We start from the raw sequence: 26,602 nt of genomic DNA, 5'->3' as shown, positions 1-26,602 counted from the left end.
ATGACCGGCATCGCGGGACAAAAATCTGCCCTTTCTTGGGTCGTGAATATCACGGTTTTGGCATTGGTGGTGTTGTGGTTAATCCCGACCATTGGGTTGTTGGTGTCGTCCTTTCGGGACCGGGATGCGATTTCGGCCAGCGCGTGGTGGACCGCGCCTTTGTCGGTGGAACAGAACTTCCGGGTCCGCGCACCTGCGGCAGAGACAAGAGCAATCGATGGCGGATTTGAAACCGCGATTGGGGGCTATGAGATCACGGGCAACATCGCGGATTTGATCGCGGCTGAAACCGGGCAAACCGGGCCCGTTACGATCACCGCATTTGGGGCGACGGCGCGCGCACCTGTCGCCGCACAACCCGGTGAGGTTCTGCCCCTCAGCCGCGACAGAACACTCTCAATCACCGCGGACGGAGACTACCGCTTCTTTGCCCCGGCGGAAATCACGCGCGACCCGTCGCTCTACTTCGCGATGGAGATCCCTCCGTCATTCGATCTGGATAACTACCGCGAAATCCTCCGCTCTGATGGTATGGATATCGCGTTCATCAACACGCTGACGGTCACGATCCCGGCCACGGTAATCCCCATCCTGATCGCGGCTTTCGCGGCCTATGCGCTGGCGTGGATGGATTTTCGCGGACGCGGAGTGCTGATCGCGGTGGTGGTTGGGTTGTTGGTTGTGCCGCTTCAATTGGCGCTGGTGCCGATGCTGTCGTTCCACAACACGATTGGGATTGGCCAGAGCTTTCTGGGGATTTGGCTTGCGCATACTGGATTTGGGCTGCCGCTCGCGATTTATCTGCTGCGCAATTATATGGTCGGCCTGCCGCGCGACATCATCGAAAGCGCGCGTGTGGATGGTGCCACCGACTTTCAGGTGTTCACCAAGATCATCCTGCCCCTCAGTTTTCCCGCACTCGCGTCATTCGCGATTTTTCAGTTCCTTTGGGTCTGGAACGATCTGCTGGTGGCTAAGGTTTTCTTGCCCGCAAGCTCCGAAAGCTGGGTGATGACGGTCAAAATCGCTGATGATTTGCTCGGCTCACGCGGGGGGGATTGGGGCATTCTGGCCGCCGCCGCGTTCACGTCCATCGCCGTGCCGCTTTTGGTGTTTTTCACTCTGCAACGCTACCTTGTCCGCGGTCTTCTCGCGGGTTCGGTCAAGTAAAGGTCCGTACTGATGTCCGCGAACACTGCCGCTCCCTCCGACCTCGATCCTGCGCTTGATTGGTGGCGCGGTGGGGTGATCTATCAAATCTATCCTCGCTCGTTCCAAGACAGCAATGGCGACGGCATCGGCGACCTGCCGGGCATCACCCAACGGCTGCCCTACATCGCGTCGCTTGGGGTAGACGCTATCTGGATATCGCCGTTCTTCACCTCTCCGATGAAGGATTTCGGCTATGATGTGAGCGATTATTGCGATGTCGATCCGATGTTCGGCACGCTGGCAGATTTTGACGCCTTGGTGGACCGCGCCCATAGCCTTGGGCTGCGCGTGATGATTGATCTCGTGCTCTCGCACACGTCCGATCAGCATCCGTGGTTTACCGAAAGCCGCCAAAGTCGGGACAACCCGCGCGCTGATTGGTACGTTTGGGCCGACCCCAAACCCGACGGTGGCCCCCCCAACAACTGGCTGTCGATTTTTGGCGGGCCTGCGTGGCAATGGGATGCGCGGCGGTTGCAATACTATCTGCACAACTTTCTCACCTCCCAGCCCGATCTTAACTTTCACACGCCAGCCGTGCAGGATGCACTGTTGGATGCGACCCGGTTCTGGTTAGACCGTGGGGTGGATGGTTTTCGCCTCGACACAATCAATTTTTACTTCGCGGATAAGGCCCTGCGCGATAATCCGGCCCTCCCGCCGGAGGCGCGCAACGCTACAATCGCGCCAGCCGTGAACCCCTATAATCACCAAGAGCATCTCTATTCCAAGAACCAGCCCGAGAACCTTGTGTTCCTCAAACGCTTCCGCGCTTTGCTGGAGGAATATCCTGGAACTGCCGCCGTGGGCGAGGTGGGCGATGCCCAGCGCGGGTTAGAATTGTTGGGGGAATACACCAAAGTCGGGCAGGGCGTGCAGATGTGCTACGCCTTTGAGTTCCTTGCCAAAGCTCCCCTTACGGCGGCGCGCGTGGTTGAGGTGTTCGCGCGGCTAGATGCCGTCGCGGGCGAAGGCTGGGCCTGTTGGGCGTTTTCCAATCACGACGTGGTGCGCCACGCCACTCGGTGGGATTTGTCACCCGCCGCTCAACGGCTCTTTGCGACGCTGTTGTTATGTCTGCGCGGCTCTATCTGCCTCTATCAGGGCGAAGAACTGGGCCTGAGCGAAGCTGACGTGCCATTCGACGCACTTCAAGACCCTTATGGCATCGAATTCTGGCCTGAATTCAAAGGACGTGATGGCTGCCGCACCCCGATGGTGTGGGAGCAGAGCAACCAAAACGCAGGTTTTAGCAGCGGCACGCCTTGGCTTCCGGTGGACGATGCGCACCTTCCACAAGCCGTCACGACGCAAGAGGCCGATCCTAACGCGCTTTTGCACCACTACCGCGCGATGATCGCCGGACGCCGTGCCCATCCCGCGCTGCGCCACGGAACCCAAACAGATATGCGCGCGCAAGGGAATGTGCTGACGTTCCAGCGGATTGAAGCAACTGATACGCTCTTTTGCGCGTTCAACATGGGCGGGACCCCGGCACACATCCGGGTGCCGACCGGCGCGTGGCACCCCATCATGGGGGAGGCTTTGGCGCCAAGCGGTGAACTGGCCCCATGGGCTTGCGCAATCCTTCAGAAAACAAACACCTAATAGGGGTACACACATCGATGGCCGAGCTGAAACTCACAAATGTCGCCAAATCCTACGGGGCCGGGGTCGAGGTCCTACGGGACGTCAACCTAGAGATCGAGCAAGGCGAATTGGTGGTTTTCGTTGGTCCCTCTGGCTGCGGCAAGTCCACGCTTTTGAGGATGATCGCAGGACTTGAGCAGATCACCAGCGGCACGCTTGAGATTGACGGACAAATGGTCAACGACCTGCCGCCAAGCGAACGGGGTATCGCCATGGTGTTCCAATCCTACGCGCTCTATCCACATATGACCGTGCGCGATAACATGGCTTTCGCTTTGAAAATCGCCCGCAAGGCCCGAGCCGAAATTGACGCAGCCGTCACATCGGCGGCCGACAAACTGCAACTCACTCCCTACCTTGATCGCCTCCCCAAAGCGCTCTCAGGGGGGCAGCGTCAGCGCGTGGCCATCGGACGCGCCATCGTGCGCGACCCCAAGGTCTATCTCTTTGATGAACCGCTCTCAAACCTCGACGCTTCCTTGCGCGTCGCTACAAGGATTGAGATCGCGCAACTCAAAGAGGCAATGCCAAACAGCACAATGGTCTACGTCACCCACGATCAGGTCGAGGCCATGACACTGGCCACGCGCATCGTCGTTCTCGCGGACAAAGGCATCGCACAAGTCGGCGCGCCGCTCGATCTTTACAGCAGGCCAAATTCTGAGTTCGTGGCCCAGTTTATCGGCTCGCCTGCGATGAACCTGCTGCCCGGTGAAATTGTTGAAACCGGCACAATAACCCGTCTCAAACTTCGGGACGGCGGCGGCACGATTAGCTCAGTTTATCCCTCAATCCCGGAACATTTGGGCGCGCAGGTCAACGTCGGCATCCGGCCCGAAGACATGCACAGGGTCACCACACCGGATTACGCATGTGGGGCCACCGTCACAATTGTTGAGGCTCTGGGCGGGGTGACCCAACTCTACCTGACCACCTCAAATGCGGGCCAAGACGCCAACCCCATAATCGCCAAATTGCCGGGTATCCACACCGATCTACGCGGCGCCAAACTTACCCTTTCTGCGCCGCCGGATAAGGTGCATATTTTCCTCAACGGCCGGGCGCTCAGCGCGACCTAACGCCTTTGTTCCCAAAATACTCCCGCGCGGAGCGCACCGCGGCCCCGCAGGGGCCGCAAACACATCGTGTCGTCCGTTAGGACGTCATCTTCAATCGATCAGGGTCGACCAAAGGTGTGGTGACCAAACGCGCGGGGCGCATTTCACCTAGGATTTCGATCTCAACCTCTAGGCCCTCTGTGGCGCGGTCGGGGGGCACAAACCCCTGCGCCACGGATACCTGAGCGTGGTGCGAATACCCGCCCGAGGTGCAGAACCCGACAACCTCACCGTCCAGCCAAATCGGCTCATACCCCTGCACATCCGCATCAAGCGCCTCAACGATAAACGCGGCCAGCACACGCTCAGGTGGTTGCGTGCGCTCGGCCTCAGCGGCTGCGCGTCCGATAAAGTCGCCCTTGGACCACTGGATAAACCGCTCCAGCCCCGTCTGCGCACAGGTATAATCCGGCGAGAATTCACTCAGCCACGCGCCAAAGAACCGATCCAGCCGCAACGACATCATCGCCCTCATTCCAAAGGGGCGCATTCCGTATTCCTCACCCGCAGCACTTAGCACTTGGTACAGGTGACGGGCTTCGTGCGCGTCGCAGTAAATCTCATATCCTAGATCGCCGGTGTAGCTGACGCGTTGGACGACGCACTGTGCCATGCCGATCAGGATCTGGCGCACATCAAGGAATTTGAACGCCGCGTGCGAAACATCGGCGCGTGTCACCTTGGCGAGCACGTCGCGTGCGCGCGGGCCAGCAATGGTGAACCCGGTGCGCGTGTTGCTGATGTTTTCGACCTGCACGCCATCACGGCTGTGCCGCTCAAACCAACGGGTGTGCACGGCTTGTGCGCCGTAGCTTGCGGTCAGAATGAATTCAGCCTCACTAGTGCAGGAGACGGTGAAATCTCCCTCAATCCGACCTGCCGCGTTCAGCATGGGGGTCAGGCTCAGACGCCCGGGTTTGGGAATGCGGCCGGCCATAACATGATCAAGCCACGCGCGGGCGTTCGGCCCGGTCACGCGGTATTTGCCAAAGTTCTGCAATTCATTAATGCCGACCGCGCCGCGCACGGCTGCGACTTCTGCGGCGGTGGCCTCAAATGCGTTGGAGCGGCGGAAGGATGGGGTCTCGTACCGAGGCTCACCGGGGAGGGCGAAATAGTTCACGACCTCTAGACCGTATTGTTGGCCAAAGACCGCGCCCTGCGCTGCCCAGATGTCATGCATGGGTGAGGTCACCCATGGACGCGCTGCAGGCAGTTCCTCATTGGGGTAGCTTACCGAAAAACGGGTTTGATAGTTTTCAATCACTTTGGTCAGGGTGTAGCCGGGCGTGGCCCAGGTGCCAAAGCGCGCCACATCCATGGCTGTGACGTCGCGCTCGGCTTGGCCCTCGACCATCCATTGCGCCAAGGTCAGGCCAACACCGCCGCCTTGGCTAAAGCCCGCCATCACACCGCAGGCGGACCAATAGTTGCGCAGGCCCGGCACTGGGCCGACCAAGGGGTTGCCGTCGGGGGCAAAGGTAAACGGCCCGTGGATCACGGACTTGACGCCCGCACGTTCCAACACCGGGAACCGGTTGTAGGCAAAGGCGATCGAGTCCTCGATCTTGTCAAAATCATCCGCCAGCAGTTCGTGCCCGAAATCCCACGGCGTGCCATCAACGGCCCATGGGCGGCAGGTCTGCTCATAAAACCCAATGCACAGGCCCCGGCCTTCTTGGCGCAGATAGCTTTCGCCTGCGGGGTCCATCACGTGGGGGTGCTCGGCGTCACGCTCATAAATCTCGGGGATTTCATCGGTGACGAGGTATTGATGCTCCATCGGGTGGAGGGGCAGGGCAAGGCCTGCCATCGCGCCCACCTCACGCGCCCAAAGGCCCGCAGCGTTTACGACATGTTCTGCGTGGATCGTGCCTTTGTCGGTGACGACATCCCATGTGCCATCGGGGCGTGGGTTGGTCTCTAGCACTTTGGTGTGGGTCTGGATTGTGGCCCCGCCCATCCGCGCGGCCTTGGCGTAGGCATGGGTGGTGCCTGAGGGGTCAAGGTGCCCATCGAGCGGATCATAAAGCCCACCCAAGATGCCGTCGATGTTGGTCACGGGGGCCACACGGGCGATTTCTTCGGGGTTCAGGATTTCGGTCTCTAGGCCCATAAAACGGTGCTTTGCGCGCTCAGCTTTCAGCATATCAAACCGCTCGGGCGTGTCGGCCAGCGTGACGCCACCGACGTGGTGCAGCCCGCAGGACATGCCTGTAAGCTCCTCCAACTCACGGTACAGACGGATCGTATAGCCTTGCAACGCGGCCATATTGGTATCGCCATTCAAGGTATGGAACCCGCCCGCCGCGTGCCACGTCGAGCCGCTAGTCAGTTCCGAGCGTTCCAGCAACATCACATCGGACCACCCAAGTTTGGTCAAATGATAAAGGACCGAGACCCCGACGACACCGCCACCAATCACACATACTCGGGTGGTTTTTTCCATGTTCTGCTCCTGTACGTTTTGGGCAATTTGGCGCGAGGCGGGAATGTGATCCTGCCCGTCCGCGACATATACCGGACAGCCTGCGTCTTGCCTCGGTTCCGTGTGGCTGATACGTCCCAAGTGATTTTGTCAGAATAAGATACCGGAGACCGCCGTGCCCGACACATCGCCCCGCTTAGAAGTGCGCAATCTTGTGCGCCGGTTTGAGGGCACATGCGTTGTGGACGACATCTCGCTGAGCGTCGCACCGGGCCAAGTCACATGCCTGTTAGGGCCATCGGGGTGCGGTAAATCCACGACGCTGCGGATCATCGCGGGCGTGGATTGCCAAGACGCAGGTGAGGTCCTGATTGATGGCCACGTCGTGGCGGCACCCGGTCATTTTGTTCCGCCCGAGGCGCGCGGCATTGGCCTGATGTTCCAAGATTTTGCGCTGTTTCCGCACATGAGCGTCGCGGACAACATCGGTTTTGGCCTCAAGGCCACGGGTTCTGAACGGACCGCGCGGGTGGACAAGCTGCTTGAGCGCGTGAACCTGTCCGGTTTTGGCAACAAGGCCCCCCATATGTTGTCCGGCGGAGAACAGCAGCGCGTCGCATTGGCCCGCGCACTTGCCCCACGCCCGCGCATTATGCTCATGGATGAGCCGTTTTCCGGCCTCGACAACCGCCTGCGTGATGGCATCCGGGATGCCACGCTGGAGCTGTTGAAGGAAGAAGGCAGTGCGGTGTTACTGGTCACCCATGAGCCGGATGAAGCGATGCGCATGGCCGATGAGATCGCATTGATGCGCAAGGGTAAGATCGTGCAACGCGCAGCCCCGTATAACATTTATAACCAACCCGCTGACCGCCGCGCGGCTGAGTTCTTTAGTGATGTCAACGTGCTAGAGGGTCAAGTTCAGGCCGGCCTTGCCCATACACCCTTTGGTGAGTTTTTGGTGCCCGGCGTGGGCGATGGCACAAACGTGGATATTGTGTTTCGGCCCCAGCACGTCTCGCTCGACTTTGATCGCAACGGTCGTGGGCCTGCGCCGACGCCGCAACATGGCACGCCTGCGCGGGGTATCGTGCACCGGGCGCGGTTCATGGGGCGCGAAAGCCTTGTTGAGTTTACGGTGGCCGGTGGCGCGATGGTCAAGGCAACGGTGCCCGCCGTTTTCCTGCCGAAACCCGGCACGGCACTTTGGTTGAGCATCCGGCGGGACCGGTGTTTTGTTTTCTCTCGGGGGCAGGTGGCCCCGCAGGATCTACCGGAGCGCGCGGCGAGCTAGGCGGGCTCTGCGCGCAAGTAGGACCGCATACCGTAGACCAGGGGCTTGCCCCCATCGCGCAGGCGCACCGCCACGACCGATCCAATCACGACATAATGCGTGCCCACCAGTTGCGCGCTGCTGAGCGTGCAATCGAACGAGGCAAGTGCCCCGTCCAGCGCAGGTGCGCCGGTTTTCATTGGCATATGTGAGACGGCGTTGAACTTGTCGCCGCCGGGGGCGGGCAGGCGGCTGGCAAAGACATTGGCCACGTCCTGCTGGCTCGCCTCTAGCAGATTGATCACAAACGCTTTGTTTTCCATCATGGGGGCGGCCGCACTGCTGGTCGTGTTGACACACACCAGCATTGTAGGCGCGTCCCCATCAGCAGAAATGCTGGTCATCGCAGAGACCGTCACCCCGGCGCGGCCTGCGGGGCCATCGGTCGTGACCACAGTAACGGTGGCCGCGGCGCGCGACATCCCGTTGACGAAATCGGCCCGCAAGGCGGTGTCTGGCATCATGCTCTCCTACGTTGAGGCTCTAGATAAGACGCGGCATCGCGGCGTCGACCCCAAAATGTGCGACTCTGCTTGGCAGTTACGCATGGGTATGGTTTTGATGGCGCTAAGTCGCAAGAAGGGAACGCAGATGTCACTCGCCAAAGCACGCAGCAATGTGGATCGGGCTTTTGCGCCCGGTGATCCGAGGGGGCTTGCCTTCGAAAACGCCTTTGGGGGAGCGACATCGTTTCTGCGTCGCCAGTACACCAAGGAGCTGACGGGGTTTGATCTGGCGGTCACGGGTATTCCTTTTGATCAGGCCGTGACGCACCGCCCCGGCACACGGTTTGGCCCGCGCGCGATCCGCGAGGCATCGAGCCTGCAAACCTTTGATCCGCCCTACTACTGGGATTTCGACCCGCTGTCGGAATTTGCGATCGCGGATTACGGGGATCTGGCCTTTGACTATGCGAAAATCTCGGATTTCCCGGAGGCGTTGCGCGCACACGCTCGCAGCATCCTAGAGCAAGACGCAGGCATGATCTCGCTGGGCGGTGATCACTATGTCAGCTTTCCAATCCTGCAAGCCCATGCAGAGAAATACGGGCCCCTCGCCTTGGTGCAGTTTGATGCCCATTCCGACACATGGCCCGATGATGACATGACGCGGGTTGATCACGGCACCATGTTCTATAAGGCCGTGAAATCGGGCATCGTTGATCCCAAACGCTCGGTTCAGATTGGCATTCGTACCGTGAACCCCGACACACTGGGGGTGACGACCATTGACGCCCGCGCGGTCCATGAGGCCGCACCGGGAGCAGTGGCCGCGCAAATCAAAGAGATCGTCGGCGATGGCCCGTCATATCTAACGTTTGATATCGACTGCCTTGACCCGGCCTTTGCGCCCGGTACTGGAACGCCCGTGTGGGGTGGTCTTAGCTCGGGCCAAGCAGCCGCGATTTTGCGCGATCTGGCAGGGATCAACATTGTGGGCGGCGACGTGGTCGAGGTGTCCCCACCATACGACACGACGGGGGCTACGGCGATTGCCGGGGCGCATGTCGCGATGGAGCTGATTTGCCTGTGGTGTTGGACGCGCCGTCAAACCGCTTGAGGTTGGAATGTAGGGGTCGCGGCAATGCGCCACTGGATTTTTTGTCCGGCGGTATATAGTTCAATGTTCAACTAAGCCCCCTTTGTGGGGCAGCGATGCGCGCGACCCGCGCCCAAGGAGCCGACCAGATGCGTGACCTGAAAATTCCCGAACAGCGGCACCCCGAAAAACAGCGCCGTGCAGATGCGCCTCAGCCCAAAAAACCAGACTGGATCCGCGTCAAAGGGCCTGTCGGCAAGGGCTATCAAGATACCTATCGCATCATGCGTGAACACAAGCTGACCACCGTATGCGAAGAGGCTGGCTGCCCCAATGCCGGCGAATGCTGGTCCCAAGGACACGCGACCATGATGATCATGGGCGAGGTCTGCACCCGCGCCTGCACGTTTTGCAACATCGCGACGGGCAAGCCCCCAGAAGACCTCGATGTGTTTGAGCCGGGCCGTGTTGCGGACGCAGTCAAGAAACTGGGCCTGAACCACGTTGTGATCACCTCCGTGGACCGGGACGATATTGAGGATGGCGGCGCAGAGCATTTTGCTCAAACCATCCGCGCGATCCGTCGCCAATCCCCCAACACCACGATCGAAATTCTGACGCCGGATTTCATCAAGTGTGATCCTGCGGTGCTAGAGATTGTCGTGGCCGCAAAACCGGACGTGTTTAACCACAACCTCGAAACCGTTCCGGGCCTCTACCCTGAGGTGCGCCCCGGCGCGCGCTACTTCCACTCGCTGCGGTTGTTGCAGCGCGTGAAGGAGCTGGATCCGACCATGTTTACCAAGTCAGGCATCATGGTCGGCTTGGGTGAGGATCGCCAATCGGTCCTGCAAGTCATGGATGACATGCGCGCGGCGGACATCGATTTTCTGACCGTTGGGCAGTACCTGCAACCGACGCCAAAACACCACCGGGTGGATCGCTTTGTGACGCCGGATGAGTTCAAGTCCTACGAAACCGCGGCCTATGGCAAAGGGTTCTTGATGGTCTCGGCCACGCCTTTGACCCGCTCTAGCTACCACGCGGGCGATGATTTCGCCAAATTGCGTGCCGCGCGGTTGGCAAAGTTGGGCTGATTTTCGGGGGCTGCCATGTGCAGCCCCTAAACCTTTACACAAATCGCCCAAGGCCTGCCGCATTCGCGCCCAAGTTGCCGGACACAGTTCCCTCATCACCAGTTGAGAGGGAGAGACAGATGGCACACCCAAAAGACGGCGGCTTGATCAAGACCTATGCCGCGCTCAGCTGGATCATCCTACGGCTCTACGCGCTCGCGTTTTTGGGGTTGGCGTATATCGCGGTGCAATGGTTGGACGTGGCCAACCCGCTGCTGGCAACGCTGTCGTTTGGGTTTGATCCGTTGCGCGCGATTGTGGTGTTGGCCTTTGTGGGCACGTTCCTATTGTTGCCCCCCCTTACGCCCGGATTTTTACGCACACCACGCAGCATCATCGCAGGCGCGTTGAAGTCCGTAATCATCGTGGGATTTACCTATTACCTGTCGCTCACCGTGCCCTTGGTGCTGCAAACTGGGTTGGTGCCCAACGGTGCTGAGTTGGCAAGTCTTGTGCCGCTAACCCTAAAATCCATTGCGGCCACGGCGATTACCGGCTCAATTCTTGTGGCCTGCTCGCAGCAACTGAGCCGCGCACGGCTCAAGGCGCAGGGATTAGCCGCCAATGCCGCAGCCCCGCAAGAGCTGCGCCATTTACGTCATTTGCGGATGAATCAGCCCTGATCCGCTTCGGGGTCTGTGAACCGAACCTTGCCGATAAAGGGCAGGTTGCGATTGCGCTGTGCGTAGTCGATGCCGTAGCCGACCACGAATTCATCGGGGATTTCAAAGCCGGTCCAGCTCGCCTTTACGTCCACCTCACGCCGGGCAGGTTTGTCGAGCAACGCAATGGTCCGCAGTCGTGCGGGCCCGCGTGTTTCCAACAGTTTGAGCACATGGTGCAGCGTAAAGCCCGTGTCCACGATATCCTCAACCAGTAACACATCGCGGCCCGCAATCTCGCCGCGCAGGTCTTTGAGTATCCGCACCTCGCGGGAGCTTTCCATACCGTCCCCGTAGGAGGACGCCTCAAGGAAATCGACCTCAACCGGCAGGTCCAATTCCCGCACCAGATCGGCGATGAACACGAAGGAGCCGCGCAGGAGGCCCACGACCACCAGCTTGTCGGTTTCGGCGAAAACGGTTTCGATATCTCGGGCTAATTCTTCGATCCGCGCGGCGATTGCCTTGGCGCTGATCATTTGGTCGATAACATAAGGTTGCGCCATTATGCCCCTCTTGGTGCGGTTTTCCTTGAATCTTCCGCGCAAAGATACGACATCCACCGCCACTGTCACCCGCGAAATGGCCCCATGCCCACTCATTCTGAAACACGCACCTTACCCTATTCCGCCGCGCAGATGTACGCGCTTGTGGCGGAGGTGGATAAATACCCTGAGTTCCTGCCCTGGACAGCGGCGGCACGCATTCGCTCGCGCACGCCCCAAGGGGCATCCGAGGTCATGCTGGCGGATTTGGTGATCTCTTTCAAAGTGTTCCGCGAAAAGTTCGGCTCCAAGGTGGTGCTCCACCCGGACGCGTTTCAGATCGATACGGAGTATCTGGACGGCCCGTTCAAATACATGAAGTCGAACTGGCATTTCACGGATTGTGAGGGGGGTTGCGAGGTCGCGTTCTTTGTGGATTTTGAATTCCGCAACGCGATTTTGCAAAAGGTCATCGGCGTCGTGTTTAACGAGGCGATGCAGCGTGTGGTTGCGGCGTTTGAGAAACGTGCGCAGAAACTTTACGCCTGAGGTTCGCAGGGGCGACGGCCAGCGCCGCCCCCAAAGGTATCTTACGACGTGTGGTCGTAGGCACGCTCACCATGTAGCGACAGATCAAGGCCCGTGACCTCTGCCTCATCGCTGACGCGCAGGGGGGCGATCATCCGTGTGACCAGCACCAAAACCACCGTCACAGCGACCGTGAACACACCGACGATGGCCAATGCACCCAGCTGTGCCGCCCAAGCGCCTGCACCAAAGACTGCGATCATGATCGTGCCGAAAATCCCGCCCACACCGTGCACCGCAAACACATCAAGCGTGTCGTCGATCTTGAGCATGTTGCGGATAACGTTGACGGCCTCTTGGCACAGAATGCCCGCAACCGCACCGATGAGCAGGGCTTCGACCGGGCCGACAAAGCCGGACGCAGGCGTGATAGAGGCAAGGCCTGCAATCGTGCCCGTTACGATACCCACAAGCGATGCGGTGCCGTACTTCAACTTTTCCCACAGGGCCCAAGTCAGGGACGCCGTCGCCGCTGAAATGTGCGTGACCGTCAGGGCCATCGCCGCGCCACCGTCTGCCGCCAGTTGTGAGCCGCCGTTAAAGCCGAACCAACCGACCCACAGCATCGCAGCACCCAGAAACACCATGCCGGGGTTGTGCGGGGGTTTGGTGCGGTCTTTGCGTGCGCCCAGCATCACCGCGATGACCAGCGCGGCCAAACCGGCCGTTTCGTGAACCACGATGCCGCCCGCAAAATCACGCACGCCTACATCGCCAAAGATGCCACCGTCGGACATAAAGCCGCCGCCCCAAATCCAGTGCACCACAGGCGCGTAGCACAACAGCATCCACAGCCCCGAGAACACCAACACGAAGCCAAAGCCAATCCGCTCGACGTAGGCGCCGACGATGAGGGCAGGTGTGATGATCGCAAAGGTCATTTGGAAGGCGAAGAAGAGGACCTCGGGCAGGGTCCCGCTTAGGCTATCGGCGGTGACGCCGGCCAAGAACATCTTGTCCAAACCACCCCAATAGCCGCTCGTGCCGCTGCCGAATGCGATAGAATAGCCAAACGCAAGCCACAGAACGCTCATCAAACAGGCGATCGCGTAGCATTGCATAAACACGCTCAGCACGTTTCGTGCGCGCACAAGCCCGCCATAAAACAACGCGAGCCCCGGTAGTGTCATGAAGAGGACCAGCGCCGTTGCGACGATGATCCAAGCGGTATCTGCACCATTCATAGAAAAAGTCCCTCGGTCTTTTTATTGTGATCCGGTGCTTGAACAGCCTGTGGGCCGCATAAAAAAGAGGCGAGGTGGCAATGACGTGCGCAGAAACAGGAAAGATTAAAAATTAGGCGTTATGGTGGCGTGAAATTGTTGAGATGACCTAAAATTAGGCACGGAAAGAACACGCACGGGGGCGCCTAGCCGTAGGGTTTCAGGTCCAGATCGTGTCGAATTTCGCCCGCGAGGCACAACCGAAGCGCGTGATCGCGGGCCGCAAAGCGGACCTGTTCACGACCCAATGCGCCGAAATCAATCGTCTGTGCGCGGGCATCTTCATGGACGCCGTCACGCCGCGCGAGGGCAAAGCACACCCGACCTTCGGGCTTATAATCTGATCCGCCGGGGCCAGCGATGCCTGTAATCGCGACGGACAGGTTCGCTTGGGGCAGGGCGCGGAGCGCGCCGATAGCCATCTCCCACGCGCACTCTTCGCTGACTGCGCCATGGGTGCTGAGTGTTTCGGCCCGTACCCCCAAAAGCGCCTGTTTTGCGTCGTTGGAATAGGTGACAAGGCCGCCCATCAAAACCGCGCTTGATCCGGGATGGTCGCTAAGCGCTGCGGCCACCAGTCCGCCGGTACAGCTTTCGGCAGTGACAAGCTTAACCCCACGGGCAATGAGGGTTTGCAGGTCCGCGGGCGTCATCACATGACACCATGCGCGACGACGGCGGCCATTGCCACACACATGCTGGCCAAGCCTCCCGCGACCACATCATCCAGCATCACACCAAGCGCGTCTTCGCGCCGATCTGCAAGCCCGACGGGGCCGGGCTTTAGGATGTCGAACACGCGAAAAAATACGAATGCCGCGACCAATCCGGGCCACATCGCCAGTGGATCTGTACCCGACATTGCGGCGCCAACGGCCACTGGCAAAAGCGCGATCCATTGGCCTGCGACCTCATCAATCACGATCTCGGATGGGTCGTGATCATCCTTGCCCTGTGTGGCTTGTTCGGTGGCCCACCAGCCCAATCCAAACACGAATGGAATGGCCAACAGGAATAGCGGTAAGCCGCCGAGCGACCACAAAACCCAAGCCAATGGAAACGCTGCGAGAGATCCCCATGTGCCCGGCGCTGGCCGCAATCGACCCACATAGCCGACCGTGGCTATGGCTTCGGCAAGCCCACTCATTGGCCGATCAGGGTGACTGTTGCGATACAGGCAATCCCCTCTTTTCGTCCTGTGAAACCAAGCTCTTCTGAGGTGGTGGCCTTAACGCTGACCTGCCCAAGTTCTAACCCCATGAGGCGCGCCATTTCAGTGCGCATAGCCACGGAATGAGGCCCGATTTTGGGCATTTCGCAAACCAGCGTGCAGTCGACATTGCCAATCCGGTAGCCGCGATCACGGGCCAATTCGACAGCGTGGCGCAGGAATATCTCGGACGCCGCACCCTTCCACTGTGGATCACTGGGGGGGAAGTGTTGGCCAATATCCCCCTCCGCCAGCGCGCCGTAGATTGCGTCCGTTACGGTGTGCATCCCGACATCTGCGTCCGAGTGCCCCTGAAGCGCCCGGTCATGGGGGATTTTGACACCGCACAGGATCACATGATCGCCGGGGCCAAAGCGGTGTACGTCATAGCCATTGCCAAGCCGGATATCCATGTGTGCGGGTCCTTTCAGGAGGTGATGCGCGCGTGCGAAATCCTCCGGGTGTGTAATTTTGATGTTGTTATCATCGCCTTCCACGATTGCGACGTCCAGCCCATGGTCGCGAGCGACCTCGACATCATCGGCGGCGGGCCGCGTACGGGCGGCGTGGGCGGCACGGATCGCGGTCAGCTCAAACCCTTGGGGCGTCTGTGCGCGGTACAGGCCGCTGCGATCTTGGATTCCGGTTACACGCGGGCCTTCGGTGCTGTCGTCCCCGGTCCACAGCGCATCGGTGACGGGCAGGGCAGGTGCCGCAGCCGGGTTGGAGTGAAGTGCTTTGATCACCCGATCAACGACGGCGGGCGTGACGCAGCACCGGGCGCCATCGTGGATCAGGACATGGGTCGTGCCCTCTGGCACTGCCTCAAGTCCCGCGCGGACCGAGCCATCGCGGCTGTCAGCACCGTTTACATCGATGACCGGGACATGAATCGCCGACAAATCGAGCGCCTCAAAAAGTCGCGCATCGTCCGGGTGGCGCACGACGACAATCGCCGCAACCTGCGGCGCGAGCGCGCGCAGTGTCCATTCCAGCACAGGGCGCCCGGCAACATGCTCATATTGTTTCGGTTTTTGCGTGCGCGCCCGGGTGCCTCTGCCCGCCGCGACCACAATTGCGGTCAATTGCATCCCCGCCTCACTTTCCTCGACATTTGCCCCTGAGCTACTTATTCAGCGCAGCGCTGGCAATGCCCTGTGCGTTCGTAAGGAATTATAGCTTAATTTTTGTGCAATCGGTGAATTTCGCGGCATTAATGGGCTGAATGCTTTGATACCCGGCAGGTATGCGGCTAACTCAAATCAATAAATCCGGGCAAATCGCCCAAAGAAACATCTCTAGGACCATCTTTTGGACATACGCTTAAAAGAACTCGGCCTGACATCGCCAGTTGCGTTGGCCCCGCTTGCGGGGATCACGGATTTGCCGTTTCGCCGTCTTGTGGCTGGCTTCGGCGCAGGATTGGTCGTGTCTGAAATGGTGGCAAGCCAAGAGGTTGTGCAGGCCAAGCCAGAGGCACGTGCTAAGGCCGAGTTAGACATGGCTGGGATTGGGACGTCGGTGCAATTGGCTGGTCGCGATGCCTATTGGATGGCCGAGGCGGCGCGGTTTGTGGCCGGGCAGGGTGCGTCCCGGATAGACATCAATATGGGATGCCCCGCGAAAAAGGTGACGTCCGGGTATTCAGGTTCGGCTCTGATGCGGGATTTGGATCACGCGCTCACGTTGATCGAGGCGGTGGTTGATGCAGTCGACATTCCCGTCACGCTCAAAACGCGCTTGGGCTGGGATGATGCGCTGTTGAATGCGCCGGATTTGGCGCGCCGGGCCGAAGCCGCAGGCGTGCGTATGATTACGATCCACGGACGGACACGGTGCCAGTTTTACAAGGGCCACGCCAATTGGGATGCGATTGGTCAAGTGGTTAATGCGGTTGATATTCCTGTGCTCGCGAACGGTGATATCGTCGATACAGAAACTGCACGTGCGGCGCTTGCGGCCTCTGGCGCGGCGGGTGTCATGGTGGGGCGTGGCGCGCAGGGCAAGCCATGGCTGCTGGCGGAAATTATGGCCGGACTACAGGGCGAGAGCTACGATACGGGCGCATTCAGAAAGACGCTTAGTGACATCGCCTCGGCCCACTATGATGAGATGCTCTCGTTCTACGGCCCGGCCCTCGGCGGCAAAGTCGCGCGCAAACATTTGGGCTGGTACATGGATACGGCCCAGACCCCAGCGCCGTTGCGCAAGGAAGTCTTAACCGCCACGCCCGAACAGGTCCGCAGGTTGCTGCCGATCGCCTTGGGCGAACACGCACAGTTGGAGGCGGCATGACAGTGCATCCTACGGAAACGCTCTGGTCGTCACTGCCTGTGGCTGCCCTTATTGTAAATGAAAACAACGATATAAGTCATGTGAATGGGGCAGCGGAAACGTTCCTGAACGCCTCGGCTCGGTCTCTTGAGGGCAAGCCCGTGTGGGACATGGTGTCGGTCGATGTCTCCCTTGATGGGACGTTTGAAAGGGTGCGCAAAAGCCTCGCGCCGCTGTCGTTGCATAGTGTGAAGGTCGGAAGTAGCACCAAAGCCGCTGAGCCTTGTGACATTCAGATCGCGCCGTTGTTGGAAATCCCCGGCCACACGCTGATCCTATTGCTACCGCGCGAAATCGCGGACCGGTTGGGCCGTGCGCAAGACAGCCAAACAGCTGCGAAATCCGCTATTGGGATGGCTGAAATGCTCGCGCATGAGATTAAGAACCCTTTAGCAGGCATTACTGGTGCCGCGCAGTTGTTAAGCATGAACCTGTCCAAAGAGGATCAGGAACTGACAGATCTGATCGTCGAGGAAAGCCGCCGGATCGTGGCCCTGCTGGAACAGGTTGAGCAATTTGGCAATCTCCGCCCGCCGGAGCGTAAAGCGGTTAACATCCACGATGTGCTGGACCGTGCCCGTAAGTCGGCAACGGTTGGGTTTGCCGCGCATTGCATCATCGAAGAACGCTACGATCCCTCACTGCCAGCGACCTTTGCGGATGCGGATCAACTGCTTCAGGTTTTCCTCAACTTGCTGAAAAACGCGTCTCAGGTGTTGGGAACGGGCGGCAAGATCATCATTCGCACCTTCTATGAGCTATCGCTTCGTGTCCGGAGAGCCGATGGCACGGGCGCTGCTGTTCCGCTTCAAATTGAGATTAGGGATGATGGCCCGGGGATTCCGCCAGAGATGATGGATGACATTTTTGACCCCTTCGTTTCGGGCCGCGAAAACGGAACGGGCCTCGGCCTCGCGCTAGTGTCGAAAATCGTGTCCGAACACGGTGGCTGGATCACGGTGGATTCCGTGCCTGGTCGCACTGTGTTTCGCATTTCTCTGCCCATCGCACCCAAAATTTAAGACGACTGACCAAAGGATTTATCATGGACGGCACTATTCTTGTTGCAGACGACGACCGCACCATTCGGACGGTTCTCACACAGGCTCTGACGAGGGCTGGCTGCAAGGTTCATGCGACCTCTAGCCTGGTTACGTTGATGCGGTGGGTTGAGGAAGGCAAAGGTGATCTGGTTATCTCAGATGTTGTCATGCCGGACGGTAATGGATTGGAAACCTTGCCGAAAATCACGGCTGTTCGTCCCGGTCTGCCAGTCATTGTGATCTCGGCCCAGAATACGATTATGACCGCCATTCAGGCCGCAGAGGCGGAGGCATATGACTACCTGCCCAAGCCGTTTGACCTACCCGACCTGATGAAGCGCGCGGGGCGCGCTTTGGCGCGTCAAACCAAGGCACCCGCTAAAGACGAGGCAGAGACTATGGGGGCAGAGGACGATCTGCCGCTGGTCGGGCGGACGCCTCAGATGCAGGCGCTTTATCGCTTGGTTGCCCGCGTGATGAACACTGAGCTGACAGTCATGATTACGGGCGAAAGCGGCACCGGCAAAAGCTTGATTGCGCGCGCGATCCACGACTTTAGCGACCGCCGCACGCTGCCGTTTGTCGTGGCCAGCGATGTTGATCTGGAGGGGACAGAAGGCCCGTCAAATGTCATCGCGAGAGCAAAAGGCGGCTCACTTTTGTTCGATGAGATTGGTGATCTGACAATGGAAACGCAAGGGCGTTTGGTGCGATTGTTGGACGCGTTGGGCGACTCGATGCCGCGGATCATGGCGATTTCACAACAAAGCCTTGCCGATAATGTTGAGGCCGGCACCTTCCGGGATGACCTGTTTTATCGCCTCACCGGTGTGACACTGTCGGTGCCCAGCCTGCGTGAACGGGTGGACGACATCCCACTTTTGGCGATGCATTTCCTCGCCCGTGCCGAGCGAGATGGCAGCCCCGTGCGGCGTTTCTCGGATGACGCGATGTCATCGGTGCGCAGTCACAACTGGCCGGGAAACGTGCGCCAACTTGAAAACGTTGTGCGCCGCCTTGTGGCCACCAGTTCGGCTGAGGAAATCACTCTGTCTGAGGTCCAATCGGTGCTCGGTTCGGTTCCTACTGTCGCGTTCCAAGGCAACGGGCCAGATACGCAAAAGCTGTCGGCTTCCGTTGAAAAACACCTGCAACGGTATTTCGATCTGCACGGAGGACAGCTTCCGCCTCCCGGGCTGTATCAACGTGTGTTGCGCGAAATCGAGGCTCCGCTTATCGAAATCGCGCTGGATGCGACCGGCGGGAACCAAGCTAAATGTGCGGACTTGCTGGGGATCAACCGCAATACTTTGCGTAAAAAGATAACTGAGCTTGAAATTCAGGTGACACGCCGTCGCAAACTGATGTAAAAGAGCAACATGTAACGTGGCGGGAATGTAACAGCCGCGTCGGCAGTCCACAGGCAGGGGCTGACCGTGTTGAGGTGAGGGCGGGTTATGGCGCGAGCCATGTCCATGGGGCTTTTGTCGCGGATGTCGCTTTGGCGTCGGCAGCGGCGCGTACAGACGTGGATCACATTGGGCTTGGTCGCACTGGGGCCCGTCTTGGTGATTGCCACGTTTGGGGTGTTGGGTCCTTTGGGGACGGACAATGCTGCCGCTTTGCGCGGGGTTTTGCTGCTCGATCTGGTTTACATTTTGGTCGTCGCAACGCTTGTGCTGATACGCGTGGCCCGCATGGTGTCTGCCCGCCGGGCGCGGTCTGCTGGGTCGCGGTTGCACATGCGTTTGACGTTTGTGTTCTCCGGCATGGCGTTAGTGCCGACTATTCTTGTTGCGGTGTTCGCGACATTTACCATTAACATCGGGCTAGAGGGTTGGTTTTCCGACCGTGTGCGGTTGGCTTTGGGTAATTCGGTGGATGCAGCTCAAGCCTATGCGCAGGAGCATCGCGATAACTTAATTCAAGATGCCAATGGGTTGGCAGGTTATCTTAATGTCGCAAAGCAATCCACATTCTTTCTCAGCGATGCGGATTTGCGGCAAATTCTGACCCAAGGCCAAGACGCTGTGCAGCGGGGGCTGCAAGAAGCCTACGTAATTGACGGCTCCGGTGAGTTGCGATCCCGTGGAACTCGGAGCTATTTGTTTGACTTCGAGCCGCTCTCAACCGCACAGCTGGAGGAAGCTGCCTCCGGCCGTCCGCTGCTTGTTGAGGACAAGGAAAACAATGAGTTTCGCGTCGTAGTTAAGCTAAATGCGTTCGTGGACCGCTATCTTTATGTGACCCGAGAGGTAGATGGCGCAATTCTGTCCCTGCTGGATGAGACGCAGGCAACCGTTCAGCTGTATCGCCAGTTGGAGGCGGATCGTGGGCGACTATTCTTTGATTTCGGGATGCTGTATTTGGCCTTTGCCCTAATCCTGATCCTAGCAGCTGTTTGGCTCGGCCTGTGGTTCGCCGAAGGGCTGTCGCGGCCGGTTGGGCGGCTGGCCGGTGCTGCGCAGCGTGTCGGGCAAGGTGATTTGGATGTGCGCGTCATTGAAGAACGCGGCGATGATGAGATTGCCATGTTAGGCCGTCTTTTCAACCAGATGACGCGCCAGCTTAAAGGGCAGCGTGACGCTTTGGTCGAGACCAATATGCAGACAGAGCGGCGGCGCCGGTTGTTTGACTCCGTGTTGGGCTCAGTGACCGCGGGCGTGATCGGCCTCGATGCTCAGGGGCGCGTCGATTTTCAAAACCGCTCGGCAATGCGGCTGCTTCATTTGTCGGATGAGACGCAATACGGTCGTGCTCTCGCGGATTGCGTTCCGGAATTTGCGGCGTTGTTTGAACGACTTAAGGGCAGCGGCTCGGAAACGGTACAAGAAGAGCTGCGTTTGACGCGCGGGGGCAAGTTGGAAAACCTCTTGGTGCGTTTGGCCAAGCGTCGTGGGGAGGAAGGGCAGCTTGAGGGCTATGTGGTTGCCTTTGATGATGTGACGGAGTTGGTCAGCGCGCAGCGAATGGCCGCGTGGGGCGACGTTGCCCGTCGTATCGCCCATGAGATCAAAAACCCCTTAACCCCAATCCAATTGTCTGCGGAACGGGTGAGCCGAAAATTCGGACCTATGTTGGGTGATGAAGGGGATAACCTTCGACAGTATACGGACGTTATTGTGCGGCAAACCAATGACTTGCGGCGCATTGTTGATGAGTTTTCGAAATTTGCCCGCATGCCAGAGCCTGAGCGGCGTCAGGCGGATTTGGCCGCGCTGTTGCGTGACACGATCGTATTGCAGCGTCCCGCTCTCGATCCAGTTCCGATCAATGCTGACATTGCAAATGGGCCTGTTTTGGCGGCGTTTGATGGCACAATGATTGGGCAAGCGTTTACTAACCTTATCAAAAATGCCGGTGAAGCGATCGAGAGCCTGAACGCCAAAGGCCTGCCCGACGGGCATGAGCACGGGCTTCAAGTGAACCTACAGCTTGTTGACGCGATGGCAGAAATCACCATCGCCGATACAGGGATTGGCCTGCCGGAGGATCGGGCGCGATTGTTCGAACCCTATGTCACGACACGGGACAAGGGCACGGGGCTTGGGCTCTCCATTGTTAAGAAAATCATTGAAGAACATGGCGGTACGCTCGAACTGCGCGACGCGCCTGCGATGTTCTCTAATACCCATGTAGGGGCGGCGGCTGTGATCCGGTTGCCCTTGCTCAAAGAGCCGTCGGACGGCGAAAACGTTGACGTAGCGAGGACACCATGAGCGATATTCTGATTACCGACGATGAACAGGACATCCGGGATCTGATCTCTGACATTCTGAAGGATGAGGGGTTTGCGACCCGGACGGCTGCAAACGCTGATGAATGTATGGCGGCCATTAATGATGATCCGCCCGCGTTAATGATTTTGGACATCTGGCTTAAGGATAGCCGGATGGACGGGATCGACATCCTTAAGACTGTTCGCCGCGATAACCCCGACATTCCCGTCGTCATCATTTCTGGTCATGGGAACATCGAAATTGCGGTCGCAGCGATTAAGCAGGGGGCTTACGACTTTATCGAAAAGCCCTTTAATATCGACCAGTTGATGGTCGTTGTTGGGCGCGCGATGGAGACTTCGCGGCTGCGACGCGAAAACACGCAGTTGCGGCGGAAGGATGTCACAAATTCTGAGATGATTGGATCAAGTGCTGCTTATAAGGCGCTGACCTCTCAGTTGAAAAAAGTGATGAATTCGAACGGGCGCGTTATGCTGAGCGGTCCGGCTGGCAGCGGCAAGGAAGTCGCTGCGCGGTACATTCACGCCAATTCGAACCGCGCCAGCGGCCCCTTTGTCAGCGTCAATTGCGCAAGTGTTGAGCCGGAGCGGATGGAAGCCGTTCTGTTCGGTCGTGAGACCAACGAGCGCGGGGTCGAGGCTGGTCTTTTGGAGCAGGCCCACGGCGGCGTTGTGTACTTCGACGAAGTCGCGGATATGCCCATCGGGACGCAATCCAAAATCCTCCGGGTGCTTGTGGATCAGCAGTTCACGCGCGTTGGCGGCGCCGATAAAGTGCGCGTCGATATGCGCGTTATTTCCAGCACAAACAGGGATCTACAGGCTGAAATTAAAGCTGGTCGTTTCCGGGAGGAATTGTACCATCGCCTAAACGTGGTTCCGATTGATGTGCCCAGCCTTGAGGATAGGTTGGAGGATATTCCAGAGCTGGCGGAGCACTTCATCGAGAGCCTGCACAAATCCCAAGGGTTGCCCATGCGGGAGCTGTCTGAAGACACTCGGGCACTGCTGCAAACGCTGCGTTGGCCGGGCAACGTGCGCCAACTGCGGAACGTGATCGAGCGGATTTTGATCTTGGGTGAGGGCACGGGTCCGATTGAACCGGCTGAGTTACCAAACCCCGGTGAGGGTGGTGGCGACAGTGGTGAGATGACACTTACTGGCAGCCTTGCGACCTTGCCGCTGCGCGAAGCGCGCGAGTTGTTTGAGCGGCAATACCTGATGACGCAGATCAACCGTTTTGGCGGAAATATCTCGCGCACAGCAGCGTTTGTGGGCATGGAGCGCTCGGCTCTGCACCGGAAGCTTAAATCGCTCGGTGTTGTGACCAGCGCCAAATCCGGCAGCCGGGTCGCCCGCGTTGAAGAAGAAACCTAAGGCGAGAGCGCGAAGGCTCCATCAACGAGGCAGATGCCGTTGGTGGAGCCGGGATGCCGCGACAGTTGCAACGGAGTAATGTCCGCAGGACATTGCGGCACGCGGACTTTGGTGTAGCCTGCCTCTTTCATGCACAGATCAACGGAGCGCACGCGTAAATCTGCGTTAACATCGCGTTGACGTGCCGTGGGCAGCCCGCGTGCTGCACCAAAACAAAAGGGATCGTCGCAGAACCGCCCCCCGATTGTGATGGAACTGTTCCACTCGGTTTGCATGACCACAGGGAAATCCTGCCGCGCCTCAGCTTCACAGGTTAACAGGGCACGCTCGGCGCGAGTTGCCTCGACGCCTGGGTTGATCCAAGCCTCCATTGGCATGGCGCAACCGGCAAGAACAATCGGAACGATAAACAAAATACGGGTCATAACGTCAGTGTAGCGCGCGTGTGGCCGAGCTGGCAATTGACCTTTGCGTGTGTCTCTGCCACATCATCAAGGCTGACGCGATCATTGAGACCGCTCAAGGGATACGGGCCGATATGAAGGTAATTATCTGCGGCGCGGGGCAGGTGGGCTGGCAAATTGCCCGGCACCTCTCGGGTGAGCGCAACGATGTCACCATCGTCGATAGCGACGCCGATTTGGTGCGCCGCGCGACGGACACATTGGATGTGCAGGGGCTGACCGGCTTTGCGAGCTATCCGGACGTGTTGGATCGGGCCGGTGCGCGCGATGCGGACATGGTGATCGCGGCGACGTTTTCCGACGAAGTGAACATGGTGATCTGCCAAGTGGCGCACTCTGTTTTTGGCGTCAGCCGCAAGATTGCGCGCCTGCGGGCGCAGAACTATTTGGACCCTAAATACTCGGATCTGTACCGGCGAGAGCATCTGCCGATTGACGTGATCATTAGCCCCGAGCGGGAGGTCGCGGATGCCGCCCTGCGTCGTCTGCGCGCGCCTGTGGCATTTGATACAGCGCGCTTCCTTGATGGCGATGCAGAGCTGGTCGGCCTCGCGCTTGATGAAGATTGCCCGGTTCTGAATACGCCACTGCGACAGTTGAGCGAGTTGTTTTCCACCCTGCGCGCGATTGTGGTGGGCGTCCGGCGCCAAGGTCAATTATTCGCGCCCGCGCCCGGTGATCAGCTGTATGCGGATGACCAGATTTACGTCATGGTCCATCGCGACGATACCAAACGCGCCCAAGAAATCTTTGGTAAAGTGGCGCGCAAGCAAGAACGTGTCGTGATCATCGGCGGTGGCAACGTCGGCCTGTCAGTGGCCCGCACCCTGGAACAAGCGCCTGAGCGTATCCGTGCCCGCGTGATCGAACGTAACCGCGCCTGTGCGGAACGCGCGGCGGATGCGCTGGAACGGACCATCGTTTTGAATGGCGATGGGTTGGATATTGATCTGCTGCGTGAAGCCGGGATTGAGAATGCTGATGCCGTTCTGGTCGTTACGGATGACGACAAAACCAACCTTCTGGCCGCGGTACGCGCCAAGGCGACGGGCTGTCCCATGGCCATTGCGCTGGTAAACGATCCGACGCTGGTGCCGTTGATGGGGCCGCTGGACATTGATGCCTATATCAACCCGCGCCAAACAACGGTCTCATCTATTCTCCAACACGTGCGGCATGGTCGGGTGCGGTCGGTTTATTCGATTGGCGACGCTGAGGCCGAAGTGATCGAAGCGCAGGTCCTATCCACGTCACCTTTGGCCGGTAAGGCATTGCGTGACGTAGATTTTCCCGAAGGCGTGTTGATGGGCGCCATGAGCAAGGGGGGCAAGGTCATTGTCCCCTCGGGCAGTACGCGGATTGAAGAGGGCGACGTTGTGGCGATCTTTGCGCTATCAGCGGATGTTCCCGAAGTTGAGCGCCTGTTGCAGGTGCAGATCGACTTCTTTTGAGCAGGCCAATCTATAGCCGCAAGGGCGCGAGCGGCGACAAGTGGCAGCCGCGCATCCCCCTCGTTGTGCTTATGGGGATCATGTGTGCGGCGGCGATGTATATTCCCGCACTTCATGCGTTGGCGTTTGATGATCACCGCCCGGCGCGGATCTTTTTTTATTACGGGACGTTTTTGTTGTTCATCGCGGGTGCGGTCGGTGTGGCCACCGCGAACCATCGCAGCGCAAAGCCCGCGCGTGCTCAACTGTTGTCGATTGCGGGCGTGTTCACAGTGTTGCCGCTGTTTCTGGCGCTGCCCTTCCGGGAGGTCGTCGGCAACACGACCTATCTGAACGCAGTGCTTGAAATGGTCTCAGCCCTGACAACCACTGGGGCCACATTGTTTGATGATCCCGACCGCTTGCCCCTCTCGTTGCACGTTTGGCGCGGGTTGGTCGCTTGGCTTGGGGGGTTGTTCATGTGGGTGGCGGCTGTCGCGATTTTGGCGCCCCTCCGGTTGGGCGGCTTTGAGGTCAGCACACCGCGCAGACAACAGGCCGAAACGCGGCCCACGACGGGGTTGGATCAGGTCATCTCACCAGAGGTGCGGATGTGGCGCGCGGCGCGCACGATGGGGCCGATTTACCTGTTTCTGACGCTTAATCTTGCGTTGATCTTGATGCTTGCAGGGGATGACCCGACAACGGCGGCGATCCACGCGATGTCGACGCTGTCGACCTCCGGGATTTCAGCGGTTGGTGGCCTGCAGGATGCGGTCTCGGGCCGGGTGGGCGAAGTCGCGGTATTTTTCTTTTTGATTTTTGCCGTTTCGCGCCAGACATTTGCGGCGGAATGGCGCAAAGGCCATCTGGGTTTGCTGCGCGATGACCGTGAGTTGCGGATTGCCGCGTTTTTTGTCGCCGCCATACCGCTCGCGCTGTTTGCCCGGCATTGGACCGGCGCGCTTGAGGTCCGGTTAGAGGACGACATGTGGCAGGGGCTGGAGGCTCTTTGGGGGGCGATGTTCACGGTGCTGTCTTTCCTCACGACAACCGGTTTTGAAAGCAGCGGTTGGACGGCGGCGCAGTATTGGTCCGGCTTGTCCACGCCGGGGCTTTTGTTGATGGGATTGTCGGTGCTGGGGGGCGGTGTCGCGACCACGGCGGGCGGGGTCAAATTGTTGCGGGTCTATGCGCTGTATCGGCACGGACGACAGGAAATGGCCCTGTTGGTAGAGCCGCACGCCGTTGCAGGCGTGAAATCGGAATCGCGTCGCGTTCACCCCGAAGGCGCTCAGGCGGCTTGGATTTTCTTCATGCTCTTTGCCATGTCAATTGCGGGGCTGTCGGTTTTGTTCGCGCTCAGTGGGGTCTCATTTGAGGCGGCGATGGTGATGACGGTCGCGGGGCTTTCGACCACGGGGCCGCTGCTGAGCGTCGCTATGGAAGGGGGCGTGCAACTGAGCGATCAAAACACGGCCACCAAGATTATCTTTGCCGGGGCCATGGTCCTTGGACGATTGGAAACGCTTGCGATCATTGCATTGCTCAACCCTGAGTTTTGGCGGCGGTAGGCGAAAGTGCGCCCACGTGAGATGCATAAATTTTTAGCGACAGGATTAAATCGTTGT

At 59.1% G+C, this 26,602-nt stretch carries 23 protein-coding genes; 15 read left to right on the top strand and 8 right to left on the bottom strand.

What is annotated here, in order from left to right; all coding sequences use genetic code 11:
- Genes THS5294_RS03700 through THS5294_RS03690 form a run of 3 tightly spaced genes read left to right on the top strand, consistent with a single transcriptional unit; the run spans nucleotide 1 to nucleotide 3,941 of the window.
- The gene (locus THS5294_RS03700; protein ID WP_058122669.1) at nucleotides 1–1,170 is read left to right on the top strand and encodes a carbohydrate ABC transporter permease; all 1,170 of its coding nucleotides are present in this window, start codon (nucleotides 1–3) and stop codon (nucleotides 1,168–1,170) included.
- A 12-nt stretch (nucleotides 1,171–1,182) separates the two neighbouring features.
- Nucleotides 1,183–2,820 (top strand): alpha-amylase family glycosyl hydrolase, encoded by a 1,638-nt coding sequence (locus THS5294_RS03695; protein WP_058122668.1) that lies wholly within the window; start codon nucleotides 1,183–1,185, stop codon nucleotides 2,818–2,820.
- A 17-nt stretch (nucleotides 2,821–2,837) separates the two neighbouring features.
- Nucleotides 2,838–3,941 carry an ABC transporter ATP-binding protein gene (locus THS5294_RS03690; RefSeq protein WP_058122667.1) on the top strand — a complete coding sequence of 368 codons (1,104 nt, stop codon included), beginning with the start codon at nucleotides 2,838–2,840 and terminating at the stop codon, nucleotides 3,939–3,941.
- 76 nt (nucleotides 3,942–4,017) lie between these two features.
- Here THS5294_RS03690 and THS5294_RS03685 read toward each other — a convergent pair whose 3' ends face one another.
- Nucleotides 4,018–6,429, bottom strand: a complete 2,412-nt coding sequence (locus tag THS5294_RS03685) for a GcvT family protein (protein ID WP_058122666.1) — start codon at nucleotides 6,427–6,429, stop codon at nucleotides 4,018–4,020.
- A gap of 154 nt (nucleotides 6,430–6,583) precedes the next feature.
- Here THS5294_RS03685 and THS5294_RS03680 point away from each other — a divergent pair, with 154 nt between their 5' ends.
- The gene (locus THS5294_RS03680; RefSeq protein WP_370736565.1) at nucleotides 6,584–7,702 is read left to right on the top strand and encodes an ABC transporter ATP-binding protein; all 1,119 of its coding nucleotides are present in this window, start codon (nucleotides 6,584–6,586) and stop codon (nucleotides 7,700–7,702) included.
- Here the strand turns inward: THS5294_RS03680 and THS5294_RS03675 are convergent.
- On the bottom strand, nucleotides 7,699–8,202 hold the full coding sequence (locus tag THS5294_RS03675; RefSeq protein WP_072936683.1) for a flavin reductase family protein: 504 nt from the start codon (nucleotides 8,200–8,202) through the stop codon (nucleotides 7,699–7,701). The genes THS5294_RS03680 and THS5294_RS03675 overlap by 4 nt on opposite strands.
- A 130-nt stretch (nucleotides 8,203–8,332) precedes the next feature.
- Here THS5294_RS03675 and speB point away from each other — a divergent pair, with 130 nt between their 5' ends.
- From speB to THS5294_RS03660, 3 genes are all read left to right on the top strand, one after another.
- Nucleotides 8,333–9,301, top strand: a complete 969-nt coding sequence (speB, locus tag THS5294_RS03670) for an agmatinase (RefSeq protein ID WP_058122782.1) — start codon at nucleotides 8,333–8,335, stop codon at nucleotides 9,299–9,301.
- A 128-nt stretch (nucleotides 9,302–9,429) separates the two neighbouring features.
- Nucleotides 9,430–10,377, top strand: coding sequence for a lipoyl synthase (gene lipA / locus THS5294_RS03665; RefSeq protein ID WP_058122663.1), 948 nt, complete (start codon nucleotides 9,430–9,432; stop codon nucleotides 10,375–10,377).
- A gap of 119 nt (nucleotides 10,378–10,496) precedes the next feature.
- Complete coding sequence (locus THS5294_RS03660; RefSeq protein ID WP_058122662.1) at nucleotides 10,497–11,039, top strand: hypothetical protein; 543 nt, start codon at nucleotides 10,497–10,499, stop codon at nucleotides 11,037–11,039.
- Here THS5294_RS03660 and hpt read toward each other — a convergent pair.
- A complete protein-coding gene (hpt, locus tag THS5294_RS03655) occupies nucleotides 11,030–11,587 on the bottom strand; it encodes a hypoxanthine phosphoribosyltransferase (RefSeq protein WP_116904518.1) in 558 nt (185 codons plus the stop codon). The two genes, THS5294_RS03660 and hpt, sit on opposite strands and share 10 nt — an antisense overlap.
- Nucleotides 11,588–11,668: 81 nt before the next feature.
- On the opposite strand from hpt, the gene THS5294_RS03650 reads away from it, so the two are divergent.
- A complete protein-coding gene (locus THS5294_RS03650) occupies nucleotides 11,669–12,112 on the top strand; it encodes a type II toxin-antitoxin system RatA family toxin (protein ID WP_038002843.1) in 444 nt (147 codons plus the stop codon).
- A 41-nt stretch (nucleotides 12,113–12,153) separates the two neighbouring features.
- On the opposite strand, the gene THS5294_RS03645 is transcribed toward THS5294_RS03650, so the two are convergent.
- From THS5294_RS03645 to THS5294_RS03630, 4 genes are all read right to left on the bottom strand, one after another.
- Nucleotides 12,154–13,335 carry an ammonium transporter gene (locus tag THS5294_RS03645; protein WP_058122660.1) on the bottom strand — a complete coding sequence of 394 codons (1,182 nt, stop codon included), beginning with the start codon at nucleotides 13,333–13,335 and terminating at the stop codon, nucleotides 12,154–12,156.
- 185 nt (nucleotides 13,336–13,520) lie between these two features.
- Nucleotides 13,521–14,027, bottom strand: coding sequence for a CinA family protein (locus THS5294_RS03640; protein WP_058122659.1), 507 nt, complete (start codon nucleotides 14,025–14,027; stop codon nucleotides 13,521–13,523).
- Nucleotides 14,027–14,521, bottom strand: a complete 495-nt coding sequence (locus THS5294_RS03635) for a phosphatidylglycerophosphatase A family protein (protein WP_058122658.1) — start codon at nucleotides 14,519–14,521, stop codon at nucleotides 14,027–14,029. Before THS5294_RS03635 ends, THS5294_RS03640 begins: the two co-directional genes overlap by 1 nt.
- On the bottom strand, nucleotides 14,518–15,675 hold the full coding sequence (locus THS5294_RS03630; RefSeq protein WP_058122657.1) for a bifunctional 2-C-methyl-D-erythritol 4-phosphate cytidylyltransferase/2-C-methyl-D-erythritol 2,4-cyclodiphosphate synthase: 1,158 nt from the start codon (nucleotides 15,673–15,675) through the stop codon (nucleotides 14,518–14,520). Before THS5294_RS03630 ends, THS5294_RS03635 begins: the two co-directional genes overlap by 4 nt.
- Nucleotides 15,676–15,895: 220 nt before the next feature.
- On the opposite strand from THS5294_RS03630, the gene dusB reads away from it, so the two are divergent.
- From dusB to ntrX, 5 genes are all read left to right on the top strand, one after another.
- A complete protein-coding gene (gene dusB, locus THS5294_RS03625) occupies nucleotides 15,896–16,879 on the top strand; it encodes a tRNA dihydrouridine synthase DusB (RefSeq protein WP_058122656.1) in 984 nt (327 codons plus the stop codon).
- Nucleotides 16,876–17,940, top strand: coding sequence for a two-component system sensor histidine kinase NtrB (locus THS5294_RS03620; RefSeq protein ID WP_058122655.1), 1,065 nt, complete (start codon nucleotides 16,876–16,878; stop codon nucleotides 17,938–17,940). The genes dusB and THS5294_RS03620 overlap by 4 nt, the downstream gene beginning before the upstream one ends.
- A 23-nt stretch (nucleotides 17,941–17,963) precedes the next feature.
- Nucleotides 17,964–19,331, top strand: a complete 1,368-nt coding sequence (locus THS5294_RS03615; RefSeq protein WP_058122654.1) for a response regulator — start codon at nucleotides 17,964–17,966, stop codon at nucleotides 19,329–19,331.
- Between the two features lie 87 nt (nucleotides 19,332–19,418).
- Nucleotides 19,419–21,680, top strand: a complete 2,262-nt coding sequence (locus THS5294_RS03610; RefSeq protein ID WP_058122653.1) for a sensor histidine kinase NtrY-like — start codon at nucleotides 19,419–19,421, stop codon at nucleotides 21,678–21,680.
- Nucleotides 21,677–23,077, top strand: a complete 1,401-nt coding sequence (gene ntrX / locus THS5294_RS03605; RefSeq protein WP_058122652.1) for a nitrogen assimilation response regulator NtrX — start codon at nucleotides 21,677–21,679, stop codon at nucleotides 23,075–23,077. The genes THS5294_RS03610 and ntrX overlap by 4 nt, the downstream gene beginning before the upstream one ends.
- Here ntrX and THS5294_RS03600 read toward each other — a convergent pair.
- Nucleotides 23,074–23,502: a hypothetical protein gene (locus tag THS5294_RS03600; protein WP_058122651.1), complete on the bottom strand. Its 429-nt coding sequence runs from the start codon at nucleotides 23,500–23,502 to the stop codon at nucleotides 23,074–23,076. The genes ntrX and THS5294_RS03600 overlap by 4 nt on opposite strands.
- 113 nt (nucleotides 23,503–23,615) lie before the next feature.
- Between THS5294_RS03600 and trkA the strand changes: the two genes are divergently transcribed.
- Both trkA and THS5294_RS03590 read left to right on the top strand, forming a co-directional pair.
- On the top strand, nucleotides 23,616–24,992 hold the full coding sequence (trkA, locus tag THS5294_RS03595; RefSeq protein ID WP_058122781.1) for a Trk system potassium transporter TrkA: 1,377 nt from the start codon (nucleotides 23,616–23,618) through the stop codon (nucleotides 24,990–24,992).
- Nucleotides 24,989–26,545, top strand: coding sequence for a TrkH family potassium uptake protein (locus THS5294_RS03590; RefSeq protein ID WP_306434199.1), 1,557 nt, complete (start codon nucleotides 24,989–24,991; stop codon nucleotides 26,543–26,545). The genes trkA and THS5294_RS03590 overlap by 4 nt, the downstream gene beginning before the upstream one ends.
- Nucleotides 26,546–26,602: the final 57 nt, after the last annotated feature.

This window comes from Thalassobacter stenotrophicus (assembly GCF_001458315.1).
Taxonomy (GTDB): Bacteria; Pseudomonadota; Alphaproteobacteria; order Rhodobacterales; family Rhodobacteraceae; genus Thalassobacter; species Thalassobacter stenotrophicus.
The sequence above is the reverse complement of the archived record's forward strand: the minus strand, read 5'-3'. Positions and strand labels throughout refer to the sequence as shown.

What these genes read in the sequence shown, in the direction of transcription:
- THS5294_RS03700 (WP_058122669.1), top strand. Translation starts at nt 1, where the DNA reads ATGACCGGCATCGCGGGACAAAAATCTGCCCTTTCTTGGGTCGTGAAT.
- THS5294_RS03695 (WP_058122668.1), top strand. Translation starts at nt 1,183, where the DNA reads ATGTCCGCGAACACTGCCGCTCCCTCCGACCTCGATCCTGCGCTTGAT.
- THS5294_RS03690 (WP_058122667.1), top strand. Translation starts at nt 2,838, where the DNA reads ATGGCCGAGCTGAAACTCACAAATGTCGCCAAATCCTACGGGGCCGGG.
- THS5294_RS03685 (WP_058122666.1), bottom strand. Translation starts at nt 6,429, where the DNA reads ATGGAAAAAACCACCCGAGTATGTGTGATTGGTGGCGGTGTCGTCGGG.
- THS5294_RS03675 (WP_072936683.1), bottom strand. Translation starts at nt 8,202, where the DNA reads ATGCCAGACACCGCCTTGCGGGCCGATTTCGTCAACGGGATGTCGCGC.
- speB (WP_058122782.1), top strand. Translation starts at nt 8,333, where the DNA reads ATGTCACTCGCCAAAGCACGCAGCAATGTGGATCGGGCTTTTGCGCCC.
- lipA (WP_058122663.1), top strand. Translation starts at nt 9,430, where the DNA reads ATGCGTGACCTGAAAATTCCCGAACAGCGGCACCCCGAAAAACAGCGC.
- THS5294_RS03660 (WP_058122662.1), top strand. Translation starts at nt 10,497, where the DNA reads ATGGCACACCCAAAAGACGGCGGCTTGATCAAGACCTATGCCGCGCTC.
- THS5294_RS03650 (WP_038002843.1), top strand. Translation starts at nt 11,669, where the DNA reads ATGCCCACTCATTCTGAAACACGCACCTTACCCTATTCCGCCGCGCAG.
- THS5294_RS03645 (WP_058122660.1), bottom strand. Translation starts at nt 13,335, where the DNA reads ATGAATGGTGCAGATACCGCTTGGATCATCGTCGCAACGGCGCTGGTC.
- THS5294_RS03640 (WP_058122659.1), bottom strand. Translation starts at nt 14,027, where the DNA reads ATGACGCCCGCGGACCTGCAAACCCTCATTGCCCGTGGGGTTAAGCTT.
- THS5294_RS03635 (WP_058122658.1), bottom strand. Translation starts at nt 14,521, where the DNA reads ATGAGTGGGCTTGCCGAAGCCATAGCCACGGTCGGCTATGTGGGTCGA.
- THS5294_RS03630 (WP_058122657.1), bottom strand. Translation starts at nt 15,675, where the DNA reads ATGCAATTGACCGCAATTGTGGTCGCGGCGGGCAGAGGCACCCGGGCG.
- THS5294_RS03620 (WP_058122655.1), top strand. Translation starts at nt 16,876, where the DNA reads ATGACAGTGCATCCTACGGAAACGCTCTGGTCGTCACTGCCTGTGGCT.
- THS5294_RS03615 (WP_058122654.1), top strand. Translation starts at nt 17,964, where the DNA reads ATGGACGGCACTATTCTTGTTGCAGACGACGACCGCACCATTCGGACG.
- THS5294_RS03610 (WP_058122653.1), top strand. Translation starts at nt 19,419, where the DNA reads ATGGCGCGAGCCATGTCCATGGGGCTTTTGTCGCGGATGTCGCTTTGG.
- ntrX (WP_058122652.1), top strand. Translation starts at nt 21,677, where the DNA reads ATGAGCGATATTCTGATTACCGACGATGAACAGGACATCCGGGATCTG.
- THS5294_RS03600 (WP_058122651.1), bottom strand. Translation starts at nt 23,502, where the DNA reads ATGACCCGTATTTTGTTTATCGTTCCGATTGTTCTTGCCGGTTGCGCC.
- trkA (WP_058122781.1), top strand. Translation starts at nt 23,616, where the DNA reads ATGAAGGTAATTATCTGCGGCGCGGGGCAGGTGGGCTGGCAAATTGCC.